Below are 14450 nucleotides of genomic sequence, written 5' to 3' on the forward strand. Positions count from 1 at the left end.
CTTATAATGACGGGAGGGTTTTCAAGGTTGTAATTAGTTCTGAAACAAAACTTCTAATATCTTTTTTAGTAGTAAAAATACTTGTCGATATTCTTACTGAACGTTTGGAAACTTCTTCTAGGCATCCCATTGATTGTAGAACATACGAAGCTCCAATAGCTCCGCTATTACATGCGGAACCACTACTTATGCAAAATAAAGGCATATTGGCAATTAAAATATCTGCTGGGAGCCCTGGAATTGCAACATTAGTTGTATTGGGTAGCCGGTTCGCACTTTTTCCATGGATAATGCATCCTGGTATGTTGATAAGCAACTCCTTTTCCAGTAATTTTTGCAACTTTGAAAAATGATCTATTCGTTGAGATAAGTTTGAAACAACCTCTTCTACAGCGGTAGCAAGTCCAACAATTCCAGGCAAATTATGAGTTCCGGGATGCACATCATGTTCCTGGCCTCCTCCGACAAAGGGCAGTGTGTAGGGCCATGATTTAAATCCCCCACGTAAATACAAGATTCCTGTTCCTTGAGGTCCGTGAATTTTATGCCCGCTGAAAGTAGTAATGTCAAAATCTTGTTTACTCATTTCAAGATTGTCTTTGCCCAATCCTTGCACAGCATCACAATGAAAAATAGCCCCTGCATTATGAGCCATTTCACATAATTGAGAAACTGGTTGAATAACCCCTGTCTCATTATTGGCGTATTGGCAAGATACAAGGACTGTATTATTTGATATAAGCTCTGAGGCTTGCTTTAGGTCAACAACACCGTCTTGTGTTACAGGCATTTCAACAACTTCAAACCCCAATGCCTCCAGCGCTCTGGCACTCAATAAGACAGATTTGTGTTCAATAGAACTGATTACAATACGCCGCTTGCCTGGATTGCTTTTTAATAAACTTAAGAAAATCCAGTTATTTCCTTCTGTTGCACCGGAATTAAAAAATATCTCGGACTTACGACAAGCAAGAGCGGCAGCGACTCGTTCCCGGGATTCTTCAAGCAAACGATAAGCTTGTCTTCCTATAAAGTGCTGACTTGATGCATTTCCCCATTGTTCTTTCATGCACACGCGAACAGCTTCTTGTACTTTATAAGAACAAGAGGTTGTTGCATTATTGTCCAAGTATATTATTTTATCTCTCATAAGTGACACATCAAACAGGGCGTTTCCCCGTCATCCTCTGTTTCAAACACATCTTTTAATTTTAAATGAGCTTGATTTTTCTTTGCATAAAGTTGTTGTTTTGCGTGTTGTTCCTTTATGGCAGCAACTCTTTCTGGACGCGCTAACTCCGCAAGGCTTTCGTTTTGTATCCAGGTAAATCTTTCTCCTGTAATAGGATCAATCTTTTCATAATCCATCGCCTGCTTGAAGAGATCTGGATGACGCTCCAATAAACCAACCCACTCAATTCGTTGCTGAAAAAAGCAAAAGAAACATCCCGAACGAGAGCGCCACTCATAGTAGGCGGGAACACCCAGTCCAGCCTCTTCTAAAATACGAAAAACATCGGCTTTTCTAATGTTTCCTTCAACGAACGGGAATACAGTTTTTATATTAGGTTTAGTTGAAATATAACCCGTTCTGTGTGGTTCATCAGCTCGAATTCCAACGTAACTTATAACCGCATCCGTTCCAATGTATTCTTCATAAGGAACAAGTTTCAAACATTCAGTACACCAACGAGACTGAACAGACGGCAAGTAGCCTCGCTTTAATTTTAGTATTTCATCAAAACCATAGCCTGATTTATACTTTAATGTATGAATTGGCTTTCCCAAATATTGACTTAAGCGTTGCATGTATTCATATGTTTCGTCCAATTCTTTTTCAGTATCACAAAAAACATATTCCATTTCCGGTACTTTATCTTTCATGTACACGGCCAACGCTGATGAATCCTTTCCTCCGGAAAGCGCTAATATATGCCTGACTTTCTTTTCGCTCATTTTTCATCCTCCCGATCAAGTTCTTCAATGCATGCCAACAATGCAGCTCGGGTAACAGCGGTATTTTGACCTTGCGGGAATTGTTTTTTCAAAACCGATTTGAGTTGTTCGACCTGCTTCTGTTCTGCCTTTGTTAAAACTCCGCTGCTTTTTGCGTAAGGGCGGTATGCCTCAAGGAACAACTGAGCTTTTCCTGCGGCAATACCCGGAAAGTTTTTAATATCCAATGAAGTCCAATTTTTCAACGGAACAGATACCATGTATCCCATTACTGCATCAGCCTTATTCCAATCGCCCATTGTATTTGCAACATTCTGCAGAAACGGAATCAATTCAGTATTTGTTACCTTGGGAGCAAGGAAACAAGCTCTTTCATAGAGCATATTCCAGCCTTCTTGAGAATTTGGCAATTTACAGGATTCAAGCAGAATTCCACGCTGAGTTTTCAGCAAATTAGGCAACAGCGCCGCGAGTTCTCCTAAACAATAGTTCAATTGCTTGAAATACTGCTCAAAGTCAGCATCGTTTCCATCTTCTTCTGAAATCGGAGGTAATCCGAATACCTTCGGCAAATCAACAAACAATAGCTTTTCCGGAGATTTTGCAACATCAAATGCTTGGCGGAAATCTCTTGTTTGTTCAGAAACCGCATTGGTGTTTTTTGCATATTTTGAGAGTGATCCCAGCATCTTATACAGATACTTGACGATATCACTGACTGCTTGTTCCGTGTGCAGACCATTGGCAAGTCGTTCCACAATTTTTTTACGCATGCCGACAATCTTTGCTCCCGCAATAGCAAAAAGATCAGGACGGCGTACAAGCAGTTCAAAATGTGCATCCTGCGGATCAGGCAGGAAAGAGCCTTCTTGATACAAGGTCACTTCTTTACGGTTCAAAACATAAAATGCCGTAAGAATTATAGGCATAATTCCATCAAGCATACCGTAGGGCGGTGCACTTAACTGCTTGTAAAGATCGTTCAACAATATGGGGTTTTCTGCAGCAAACACCATGTTTTCAATTTTTTTCCAACAAGAGTAGAGGTTGGTTGTATTGTCTTTTTCGGGGACTGCCAATTGCCAAATCCCGTCAATTTTTTTGTGTATTCCAGACTGATAAAGAAGGCCTTCATAAATACTGCGATCGGGAGGAAAACCGGTAATACCCAAAAATTGTCGTGCAACTGCATCCGGACGATTCAGATGTTTGATGAGGTTGTTTCGTGCGGCAGCCGCTTGATTGGAAATAGCTTGTTTGTTGATCATTTCGTTGAGCACACACGGAGAATCCGGATAGAGTGTATCGCAAACTCTTGAAAGTAAAATAGACACATCTTTACCGCTACTCATTTCCTGTTGTTCGCCGTTCCAAACCCACTTGCAATTGCTGCCCAAAGGAGCCGGGCGTGGATCAGTCAGGCTTATCTGCAACTGAGCAACCTTTTGTTTGGCTTCTGCCTGCCGTAAATCAATTTCTCGTTGAGCAATGCGGTCATCACGAAGTTCTTCGGTATTGTCAACAATCCATTTCAACCGCTGAACTTCATACAGTGCCGCCCGCAATTCATCGATGTTTTGGGGAATCGCAAAAAGAATTGTTGAGTTTTCTGCCGACAGTTTTTTACCTTCTTCAATGAAGGTATCCATCGTTGCATCACTACCGGCAAAACAGATCAAAACTTGTCCACAGGCATCTCCAATGCCTTTTTTATCACTAAAGACCTGCATTAAATCATCCGGAGAATCAACATAATCTACAGCAAAATAACGCAATGCCCCTGTACGAAAGCTGTGTCTTTTGGCAATAATGGGGCGTGGCGGCAGGGCGTTTCGCAATGGTTGTGCCAATGCAAAACCGCTTCTGCCAAGAGCTTTATCTGCTCTTTCTGCACACTCAATCAAATCAACATCACTACCTTCCCAAACGCAGTAAGAGTCGCTGAATTTTCGATACACCAGAATCGATTGCGTCAGCAATTTCTGTAAATTGCAACTCACCTTACCAAGAGCATACTCAATCAATACTGAAGAAGCTTTTAAGTTGCTTTGCTTGCCAAGCGAACTTAAAACAGCAACAACCTTTACTACAGTTTGCTCCTGATCTGAAAGGTTTTTACTGTTTAATATATCATTGGCTTCCAAAAATATTTTGCCGTGAGGATGATGGCTCAACTGTGTTTCATAGTTGGTGATAAGGTAATCAAACAACCAGTCCAATCCCAGAAGGCTTTCTACATCAGCAGAATTTATGAAAGACTGAAAACTATGCGGTTCATTGCTGGCAAGAAATGTAAAGATGGAACGCTCATTTTGGCCGAAACGCCTAAAAAGCAAAGGTAATGCCAATAATGCCAAAGGATGAATTGGCCACGCTGCAGAAACATATTTGCGGAATTCCTCTAGAGACAATCCAGAAATCGAATGCAGGGTAAGTGCAATACCTTTACTGATCAGTTCATCAAAATCATTTTTGCAGTAGCCTGAGCGTAATTTTTCATCACGTTCAATAGCACCTGCAAGCAACTGTAATTGGGCCGCTGGAGTTTCGATAAAAGACATTGGCGTAAACCGACCCTGTATTTTATTGAACTCATTTTTCGTTTTGACATCGTGGATATCATCTACATAATTGCCAAAACTTTGGTGCAACATTCCCAAAAACAATATTGGATTTCTCTCGCTGCGCGATGCAGCTTCAGACAAATCCTGCAACAGATTGATATCGGTTTCTTTTTTGTTGAAATAGGCTTCTTCAAAGACTTTTCCAAACTCATCAAAAATGAAAAATAATCCTCGATATTCATCTTTTACTGCAAGTTCAGCGATTTCCTCCACTAAACGAATAGCTGTTTTGGAATCTTTACAAACTCTCAACGCTTCAACTTGCGGAGCAATTTGATCGCGCAAAGGAATTTCCAGTTCATCAAAAGTTTCAGCTAACAAGGTCGCCACAGAAGCACGTCTGGCGGTCACGGGTAAAACAAGAAACCCGTATTTAGAACCATCTGCTCCAAAAATGTTGTTCCAGAGAGTTTGAGCAAAGTTCTTGTCTACCGCTTTTAATTGTTTCCAAGCATAGCCGCCTTGATCTTGCAACAGATGATAGAGCAACAAGCCAAAAGAAGACTTACCTGTACCATAGGGACCTGTTAAGGTGAATGCTCGATCTGTTATATTTTGCGTAAAACTGTCAGAAATTTGCGCCAAGGTTTGCACTACCAATGGAGTAATAATATAGCCATCCAACCCCTTGGCTCGTTTTAAATCTCGAGCAATATTGACAGAACGTAAAAAGCGCCTGCGAACGCTGATAATTTTATTCAAAGGAGTCATTTTGTATTCCTCCCGTAATATTTTTTCAGCAGGTCATCTGCATATTGTGATGCACTTTTCTTGCCGTTTACGTCGTAGTTTATGGTAGCCAGTCCTGCCGTCTCGCTTACAAGAAGTTTTCTTTTTGTTATTTTTTCAAGTTCAACCCACTGCTGTCCGGTAAAAAATTCAGCATAGAAACTCGTTGAAAAGTTCGAGTTGTTCGGGAGCATTCCAATCCGGCGGCTTCGTAATGGTTTTGCGGTTCAGAGCGAGGACTTCGAGCAGGGAAAGATTCTGCATAAGCGTCTCGCGGATTCGGTTCGTTAATTCCGAGAGGCTGAGCTTGAATCCATGCAGGAATTTGATGTATGCGACCAAAAGATAATGGATAAGCGCGACATAGATTTGCGTCATGACGGCGTTTTCACTGGTTCCAAGAAAGCTCTTGATTTTGAGATTTTGCTTGATCCATTTGAAGAAGATTTCGATCTGCCAACGCTGTTTATAAATTCCGGCAATGCTCGCTGCCGCCAGTTTGAAGTTGTTGGTAATGAAGCGGTATGTTTTTCCGGTCGATTCATCCAGGAACTCAATCAGCCTCAGTTCTCCGGGATATTTTCTTGCTGATTGATATCCGGTAAACCACACGGCTTCATCCCGCAAAACCCCACGTTTTTCATTTGCCTCCCGATGCTGTCCGAGAAACTCAATTTTTGCATTGTCTTTCAGTCTCGTGACAAAATAAGCCTCGCTGTCCGCAATGTGTTGAAACCAGTTCAGATCATAGTATCCTTTGTCAAAGGTGTAGATGCTGTCCGGAACGATGATAATGTTCTCTCGTGCCGCTCGAATATCTGCTATTTTCCCGTTGCTCAGCATCACAAAGCAGGGCAGATTTCCGGATAGATCAAGCTCGGTATGAAGTTTGATAGCACCCTTGTTTTTACGATAATGCGCCCAATCGTAAAGATTTAGGCACAGATCAATCGTCGTGCTGTCAATCGCGTACAGCGGATTGTGGAATCGGAACTTGTGCGAGGGCGCACATTTCAAAGCCCGGTCAAGAATTTCCTCAAACAACGCCTTGAATATCTCCGGATCACGTCGATTCATCGCTTCGGACAAGGTCGATTTTGGAACAACCTCCATGCCGAGGTGATACAGCCGATCATGGTTTGCAAGAAGACCGTTTTCAATTTCTCGCAAGGAGTCTTTGCCCGTAATTTGCGCGTAAAGGCACGTCAAAAACTGCCGCCATGCGGTAAAATGTTTGCAATAGCGGTCGCCGGATAAGTTTTCTACGGATTTCTCAAAACGATGTCTCGGTATGAAATTGAAAAGCTGCTGAAAGATGCTACTGTAATGCATTGTCGGGACTTTCTTGTTCAATATTATGGGTTTGAGCTCTTCTAATATAGAACAAGTCCCGATTTTAACAATCAAGTCCGGAAACTTTTACCGGACAGTAGTGAGTTCAACCATATAATCCATCAGAACACCTTCATTGAGCTTGAATATTTGACCGGGACTTCCTGCATCATAAAGACAATTCTGGACATTGATACTTGTCTGTCTACCGATTTTTTCAATAAATTTTAGTATTGCAAAGCCAACAAGCTCTGACGGCAAGTTCTGTTTGCCGCCGATATTAAATCGGTAGAGGTCTTGCTGCGAAGTTCCCTGAATCAATTCCAAACTCAAAAACGGGGAGTCAAAATTTTCCTCTCCTGCTTTTGCGCGTGTCCCCGCATAATTGCGTACAAAGCAGTCGATATCGCGTTCAATTGTACTTGCAGAAACACTGCAAGCGTTGCTTTGGATGGAGTGCTGCAAATCGCGTTTGGTAAACTCAGGTTTATTCCATTTGTAAAAAGCGAAGTGCCAGCTAGACCATGTATCTTCAGGGAGCAAGGCTCGTTGCATCAAAGACCAGTGCAGTAACCACAATGTGGCATCATCCTCCAAATACGGATCATTGCCTTCAACAAAATCTTTTTCCCCAAAAATAAATTTACCAAGAGTGGTAAGTCCCATCAATCCATTGCCGATATCAGTCAACAAACCTGTTTGAGTGCACCAATATTTGATACTCTCAACCATATTTTTGCCGACACCAAGTTGAATCAATACATCATCTTCCAAGAAGCCATGTGGATTCTTTTGAATCAATCGAACTCCTTTTTCCAACCACCCGTAACGGAAGACAAATGTTTGATGTCCTGAAAATTTATATTTCATATGTAAACCCGTCGTTATTTTTTTCATTTTCCGTCAATATACATGTGGGCGCGTACCGAAATCCGCCGGAATTTGAGCATGGGCTCTACCGGACAACCCAAAACGTCCGACAGATATGATTTTATCAGTCGGTTTTGAATTTGAAAATGATGATTTTTCATAGGGCATAAAAAAGTTTCCTGCATTGGTTGTGACTTTGAAATCCACGATGAGATCACCTGTTGACCAATTCTTTTCCCTTACGCGTAGGCAATATGATCGTATCCGGGTCTAAACATCGTGTTGCAGTCGTTGTTTCCGCCGCAGGAAAGTAAAAGGATCCTCCTTATTGGAAAATCATCATTTATTTACTTGTCCAGTGCGACATTCGGTATCATAGCCTCCTGTTAGATTGATGAATTTTAAGAACATCTGTAATATATGGGATGTTCGCAACTTTTTCAAATCACATCGTTACAATTACTGAAAGAATATTCGCCTTGACAGTGTTCAGCTGCCTCCAATCTATCCCCCGTAAGACAGTAGAGCAGAGATGTTCAAAACAGACGGTTTGGAGATCGAAAGTCCCTGTTCCAGCAGTGATAAAAGCAGACGTTTTCAGCTTCGTTGCAATAGATAGTTGTTCCCACCTGAAGACTGGCGGTCTTCAGGTGGGAACAGAACTCATCGCAGTCTTGTCGTGTCTATGCTTGAAAATCACCGGAATCGTTGTATAGTAAGATATTGGAGGATATGACAGTGAAAAGATTGACCAGTTTTACATACTCTTTTGAGAAACTCCGTAATGGCGGATGTCTCTATGTTGATAAGACGGAGTCCATCTGGAAGTTGATTCAGCCAACTCAGGAGGGATACTTCCTGTCACGTCCCCGCCGTTTCGGAAAGTCGTTGACGGTTTCCACTCTCAAAGCGATCTTTGAAGGACGCAGGGAGCTGTTCGACGGCTTGGCGATCTCAAAGAAAGAATACGACTGGAAACCGTATCCGACTATTCATTTGAGTTTCGGTGACTATAGCGTTGTCTCCGATCCCGTGAAAGAATTGCCTGAATATTTGCAGACCAAACTTCAGGAGATCGCATCCGCTTATTCCATTGCGTTGACGAACGCGACTCCGGGACTTTGCTTTGGGGAATTGATTGATGAACTGGCAAAAAATGACCAGGTGGCAATTCTCATTGATGAATATGACAAGCCGATTTTGGATAATATAACAAGTTCTCAAATAACGAAAGTCCAGAGAATTTTAAAAGGATTCTTCAGCGTTCTTAAAGAACGCAATGCCAAAGAACGCTTTCTGTTTATTACCGGTGTCAGCAAGTTTTGTCATGTATCGCTGTTCTCGGACCTCAACAATTTAACCGATATTACGATGCACCGCGACTATGCAACGATGTTCGGTTATACGCAAGCGGAACTGGAACACTATTTCAGTGATCGGATCGAAGCAACTGCACAGGCTCAGAATGTCCCGGTGGAGGAGCTGAAACGGAAGCTCAAGGCGTGGTATGACGGCTACTGTTTCGAGGAGACTTCGGAAACGGTCTACAACCCGGTGTCCATAGCGAAGTTCTTTGAGAATGACGGCAAGTTCGACAACTACTGGTTCGCCACCGGAACGCCTTCGTTCCTGATGGAGCTTGCCAAAAAGACTGATTTCAACTTTGAGGATGCGGTATCAAGAGCGGTTCCCGGCGTGACATTCGATGCGTTCGAGATTCCCAATATCGACCCTGTAACGCTGTTGTTGCAGACGGGGTATCTGACGATCAAATCCAGCGAGATTCGTTTCAACAAACGCTGGTTCTGGCTCGACTTCCCGAATGAGGAGGTCGCAGAATCTTTCAGTACCTATCTGCTGAACAGCTACGTAGGCAGAACACAGCGGGAGGTCAGCAGCTTTTCCGCTGATCTGGCGACCGCGTTCCTGGAGGGCAATCTGAATCAGGCGAGGAAGGTTCTCGAATCGTTCTTTGCCGGAGTGCCTTATACGATCCACAAGAAAAGCGAAGCGACGTTCCAGACTGTCTTCTATGCGATCTTCCGGCTGCTCGGGTTCAATGTCGAAGCGGAGTCCTGCACGAACGATGGGCGGATCGATGCGGTTGTCCAGACGGATGATCACATCTATCTGTTTGAGTTCAAGCTGGACGATGACGATACCGCGTTGTCGCAGATCAAGGACAAAGCCTACTTCAAGAAGTATCTTCAGTCCTCGAAGAAGATCACGCTGATCGGAGTCAACTTCGATTCGGAGAAAGGCCAGCTCATCGACTGGCAGACCGAGGATGTCGTAGAGTAGAATATGATACTTGCCTGATTGTGTGGTTTGACTGTAATATATTAATAATAAACAGGTTACAATTATTTTATATTTGCTCTCCATGTAGATGTTGATTGTGTAAACCGGGGTAGTTGTCAAGATGGAAGATGCCCTGAAATGACTTACTGGAACAGCTCATTTCGATGGTCGTAGGCTACCGGGCAGAGATGGTCAAATCAGCATCGTCAGCAAATCCAGCATCCCTGCTGCACTGGGCATATTCATAGCTTCACCAGAAACAAATGGTCGATCATCAGTTGGAGGCCGTTGCCTCCAACTGATGATCTTGTGTGTACGCCCGGCATGGGTGATAACTTGACGGTGAAAGTCCGTTACAGACTTGGCAGTAGGAACTGTTAGCTTAAGGCAAGGGTGTCCACCGCGAGGTGGAATCTGAAGGAAGTCGGCGGCAAATTCCCGGCCTGACGAACAGAAAGTACATATAAGGCATTTGCAAGGCGGACGAGCTTGCACAACAAAGCGAAGTCCAATACTGCCCGAACCTTGTGGTGTAGATGTACCAGGCGCCTGGGATGAAAGTTATCGCTCTTATCCGGGGAGATCTCAACGGTATGAATGAAGCCGTGAATGCATGGTAATTTCAACCCGTACAGTGATGTGCGGCTGAACGTTGAGAAGTCAGCAGAGGCCATAGTACCGTGTTTTTTTTTTTACGGGAAGGGCCGAACAGTAGTCGATCTTTCGCAAGTGAAAGGTGCAGCATGTGTAGAGAGCAGAAAATCCGGAAACGGAACTGCCCGGGGATGGATAGGCTGGAAGCCGAAGAGAATCCGGGAGTGCGGAGCATGCTTACGCGGGAAACTGAAGCGAAAGACGGTGCTGATTTGTTTGAACGCATCCTTGAGCGTAACAACCTCAACCGTGCGTACAAGCAAGTCAAGAGAAACGGCGGAGCGCCGGGCGTGGACGGAATGACCGTTGACGACCTGTTGGCGTATCTGTGCGAACACAAGGAAAGTTTCCTTGAAAATCTCCGAACCGAAACGTATCGCCCGCAACCGGTGCGCCGGGTTGAAATCCCGAAACCGGACGGGGGGATACGGATGCTTGGTGTTCCAACGGGCATGGATCGGATGATTCAACAGGCAATATCGCAGGTCCTCTGCCCGATATTCGAGGAGGAATTTTCAGAAAACAGCTACGGTTTCCGACCGGGGCGTAGCGCTCATCAGGCCATCCGGCAAGCACGGAAATACTACAATCAAGGCTATCGGCGGGTTGTCGATCTTGACTTGAGCAAGTATTTCGACACCATGAACCATGAGCTGTTGATGGAAATGTTGCGGGCCAAAATCTCTGATCAACGAGTTTTGTGCCTGATTAAACGCTACTTGAAGAGCGGAGTCATGATCAATGGCGTGGTGACGCGAACGGAAGAAGGCAGTCCACAGGGCGGCAATCTTTCGCCATTGCTGAGCAACATCTACCTGACCGCTTTCGACCGGGAATTGGAACGCCGTGGACACAAGTTCGTACGATATGCGGACGATGTCAACATCTACGTCAGAAGTCAACGCGCCGCCGAACGCGTACTTGCGAGCAGCAGACGGTTTCTTGAAGCGAAATTGAAACTCAAAGTAAACGAATCCAAAAGTAAAGCGGGAAGTCCGCTGAAGCTGAAGTTTCTCGGCTTCGCACTGCGAAGTACGACGAAAGGACAGGCCGGAATTCGAATACACGAGAAGTCTATAGACCGCTTCAAAGCCAAGGTTCGCGAGCTGACCCGAAGGAATCAGGGAAATTCGGTGGAATATATGCTGTACAAACTTCGGCAATATACCGTCGGATGGCTCGGATACTATGCGATTGCGGACATGAAGATGTTTATGCAAAACATGAATGAATGGATTCAACGGAAAATTCGGACGTATGTTTGGAAACAGTGGAAACGAGTACGGACACGATTTACGCGACTGCAATCGTTGGGTATTTCCGAGGGAAAAGCGTGGGAATGGGCGAATACGAGGAAAGGCTACTGGCATATTGCCCGTAGTTGGATTTTACATCGTGTATTGCCGTCTCAACGCATTGCCGAAATAGGGTATGACGATATCCTACTTCGGTACAAAGCGTTGCACTCAAGCTGCTGAACCGCCGTATGCCGAACGGCACGTACGGTGGTGTGAGAGGACGCCCGGCCAACTAATGACCGGGCTCCTACTCGATTATTGAGGTTTCACGTTGAAGTTGACCATGCCAGATTTCAGGAAGGTATCGAAGATAGAGTTACGCCACGCCTAGTCAAGCTCGGTCATGGTTTCCTGTAATGTCAAGTCCTTCAGCGTACCAGAGCGATTGGTGAAGTGCGGATTCCCGTCTTCGTCAACAGTGCATTTCGCTGTCTCCAGAAAGTCGCCGATTTCTTTCCAGCAGTAAGTGTTTCCCGCTTGTTGCTGAAAATACCGGATGAGTTGCTTTCTGCTCTCAGGGGCAACCACGCAGTTCGGCATCTTCATGACGAAGTCAATCTGATGCTCAGAAGCGTCGCCTTCGCACTCAGGCGTTATCGGGTCAGTCGCTGTATCGGAACCATCCTCTTGCAAGCGGGAACCGTCAATGTCGCTTTTACGTTTGTTCATGGTAAGTTATCCCCTGTCCGGTTATTTGATTTCACATTTGATCATGCCGTTGCTTCCAACCAAGGATTCCAGACTCTTCTGCCAGACCTCTTCGGTCCACGACGAAAGCACTGACAACGGACAGATACTCAAATTCCCGGTCAATGAACCTTCAATCCGCAGGTTTCCCACTTCGTCAATTTCATAGTTCAGGTTATTGAAGAAGGGACGCAGCTTCTCGCCTTCTTGGGTTGCTCCGGAATGGATGTAGTCGATGAAGTGATCTGCTGCCTGTTTGCGTGCAGCCGGTTCTGTAATGACTCTTGGCATCTCAAGAACCATTTCAGCGGTTTTGACATTCTCTTGTTTGACTTCTGGATTAACATGTTGATTCATTTTTTTCCTGTTTCTTTTAGGGAGTTTTATCTTCGGGTAGCCTCATGCCGCCCGTTCATTACATGACCATGAGCAATTATTTTTTACAACGCTTTCCTTCGTGAGCTTTGGAGAGAGCCATTCCCGAACCCTTCCGGGTGTTTGTTTTACAGATGCCGCACATATGGATTGCTAAAAACAGTGCTCCCTGCCAAGTATTCCCCAATTAGCCTTGGCCACTTGGTACACGTGGCTAATTTGCCTATTCTTACTGCTTCAAAGACAAGCAATTGCAGGCATAAAAGCGTCTCCTTTTGACTGACATGCAGCCGGAATGAAATCAATCGTATCCCCCTCCGAAATAGAAGGCTTCGGAGGGAGGGAGATTTGTATCAGTCTTTCAGAATGAATGCCTGGGGAAGGCGTTCCGTCAGCACGGCATCCTGCCAGCGATTCCGGAGGAAGCTGTACAGCTTATTCTGATCTTCCTCGCTCAGGGATTCCGATTGGAGCGGAACTGTGTCAATGTAAAACACGCAGTAAAATTGCTCCTTTTCTGCATTCCTCGTCACATCGGTCATGATCCGTTTGCAATAGGCTCTTCCGCTTGTCGCAATCGTATCAGGAATGCAGGCTGCGAAATCCATGAAGACGCCGATCTGTTCATTGCTGGAAAGCATCAGTCGATCTGGGAATGTGACGGCAAGGCGCAGCTGGTTGGGTGTTGGGGACTGCTTGACTTCCTGAGTAACATGAGAAATCAGGCCGGGAATCGTGTAGACATTTTCGGACATGGTGTCCTTCCTTTCTGGGCTTTCCGCCCGTAGTGATTTATTGGCCTCGAACCATCCGGGGCACATTATGTTCATCATACAAAAAATATAAAAATACCGTTCACGAGCCGGTGCACCGTAGATCAGGATGCCTTCCCGATGCCAGAGAGAACGATCAAGATCCCTGCTGTGACAGGGATCATATCGCCCCATTTACAGAACTACAGAGACAGGTCGTCATCGAACTTGAGATGACGGAACGGATGCCTGACCAGATCGATCAGCTTCCGGAACTGCTCACCGTTGCGTATCCGTGACTTCAATTTCGGAAGGAGGTTGAGTCTGCGCCAGTCCTCATCGCTGAACTGGTCAAGGCACGGGCACTCCGTCAGCAATTCAGCGGAACTGTAAAGGATGCTCCACCACATCGGTTTCGTAAACTTCTCCTTACAGGGGCAGTGAGTCCAAAGTCGTGGGTTGTGCTTGACGACCCAGAACCAGTCGCCCAGAGTGAAGTCATGCGTATCGATGTCTGTGCTGAAATAACTGTCACTCGCCAGTAACCCACTCCGTATAGCCGGATAATCCGGGATTTCGCAGTAATGCAACAAGGTCGGTTGGTGTTGTAACAGTCGTTGCCATTTAGCAGGGGTGAAATCCTTCCAGCACGTACACCGCCATGCAAGCGATGGCTGTTTTTCAAGAACGATGAGCCACTCGTCAGTGGTAAACTCGGAGAAGGGGCAGAGTTCCTGAAGCTCCGGGTGTCGGGAGACGATGCGTGCCCACTGCTTCGGAGAAAGCGGAGCGGAAACGGATGCCTCCTCCGGGGTAAATGCTGCACAGTTCCATTCCAGATTGAGAAATACGTTCAGTTCTTGTTCGGTCAT

At 45.1% G+C, this 14450-nt stretch carries 12 protein-coding genes; 2 read left to right on the plus strand and 10 right to left on the minus strand.

Translation table 11 applies throughout. The features are described 5' to 3' along the window. Position 1: 1 nt before the first annotated feature. The 6 genes from HWX74_RS18405 to HWX74_RS18430 all read right to left on the minus strand — a co-directional run bounded on the left by HWX74_RS18405 (position 2) and on the right by HWX74_RS18430 (position 7718). The gene (locus HWX74_RS18405; RefSeq protein ID WP_176015024.1) at positions 2–1150 is read right to left on the minus strand and encodes a cysteine desulfurase family protein; all 1149 of its coding nucleotides are present in this window, start codon (positions 1148–1150) and stop codon (positions 2–4) included. Then, the gene (locus HWX74_RS18410; RefSeq protein ID WP_176015025.1) at positions 1147–1956 is read right to left on the minus strand and encodes a phosphoadenosine phosphosulfate reductase family protein; all 810 of its coding nucleotides are present in this window, start codon (positions 1954–1956) and stop codon (positions 1147–1149) included. The genes HWX74_RS18405 and HWX74_RS18410 overlap by 4 nt, the downstream gene beginning before the upstream one ends. Then, a complete protein-coding gene (locus HWX74_RS18415) occupies positions 1953–5291 on the minus strand; it encodes a hypothetical protein (protein WP_176015026.1) in 3339 nt (1112 codons plus the stop codon). Before HWX74_RS18415 ends, HWX74_RS18410 begins: the two co-directional genes overlap by 4 nt. A gap of 168 nt (positions 5292–5459) precedes the next feature. Beyond that, on the minus strand, positions 5460–6641 hold the full coding sequence (locus HWX74_RS18420) for an IS4 family transposase (protein ID WP_176013549.1): 1182 nt from the start codon (positions 6639–6641) through the stop codon (positions 5460–5462). 87 nt (positions 6642–6728) lie between these two features. Further along, positions 6729–7511, minus strand: a complete 783-nt coding sequence (locus HWX74_RS18425) for a DUF4007 family protein (protein ID WP_217705025.1) — start codon at positions 7509–7511, stop codon at positions 6729–6731. A 33-nt stretch (positions 7512–7544) separates the two neighbouring features. Beyond that, positions 7545–7718 (minus strand): hypothetical protein, encoded by a 174-nt coding sequence (locus HWX74_RS18430; protein ID WP_176015028.1) that lies wholly within the window; start codon positions 7716–7718, stop codon positions 7545–7547. A gap of 531 nt (positions 7719–8249) precedes the next feature. On the opposite strand from HWX74_RS18430, the gene HWX74_RS18435 reads away from it, so the two are divergent. Together HWX74_RS18435 and ltrA are read left to right on the plus strand one after the other, a co-directional pair. After that, complete coding sequence (locus HWX74_RS18435; RefSeq protein WP_176015029.1) at positions 8250–9812, plus strand: ATP-binding protein; 1563 nt, start codon at positions 8250–8252, stop codon at positions 9810–9812. 785 nt (positions 9813–10597) lie between these two features. After that, complete coding sequence (gene ltrA / locus HWX74_RS18440) at positions 10598–11944, plus strand: group II intron reverse transcriptase/maturase (protein ID WP_217704802.1); 1347 nt, start codon at positions 10598–10600, stop codon at positions 11942–11944. 147 nt (positions 11945–12091) lie between these two features. Here the strand turns inward: ltrA and HWX74_RS18445 are convergent, their stop codons facing one another. From HWX74_RS18445 to HWX74_RS18460, 4 genes are all read right to left on the minus strand, one after another. After that, entirely contained in the window at positions 12092–12433 is a 342-nt protein-coding gene (locus HWX74_RS18445; RefSeq protein ID WP_176015030.1) for a hypothetical protein, read from the minus strand. Between the two features lie 21 nt (positions 12434–12454). Continuing rightward, entirely contained in the window at positions 12455–12808 is a 354-nt protein-coding gene (locus HWX74_RS18450; RefSeq protein ID WP_176015031.1) for a hypothetical protein, read from the minus strand. 371 nt (positions 12809–13179) lie between these two features. Continuing rightward, the gene (locus HWX74_RS18455) at positions 13180–13581 is read right to left on the minus strand and encodes a hypothetical protein (protein WP_154420991.1); all 402 of its coding nucleotides are present in this window, start codon (positions 13579–13581) and stop codon (positions 13180–13182) included. 200 nt (positions 13582–13781) lie between these two features. Then, the gene (locus HWX74_RS18460) at positions 13782–14450 is read right to left on the minus strand and encodes a hypothetical protein (protein ID WP_176015032.1); all 669 of its coding nucleotides are present in this window, start codon (positions 14448–14450) and stop codon (positions 13782–13784) included.

This window comes from Victivallis sp. Marseille-Q1083, from assembly GCF_903645315.1.
GTDB lineage: Bacteria > Verrucomicrobiota > Lentisphaeria > Victivallales > Victivallaceae > UMGS1518.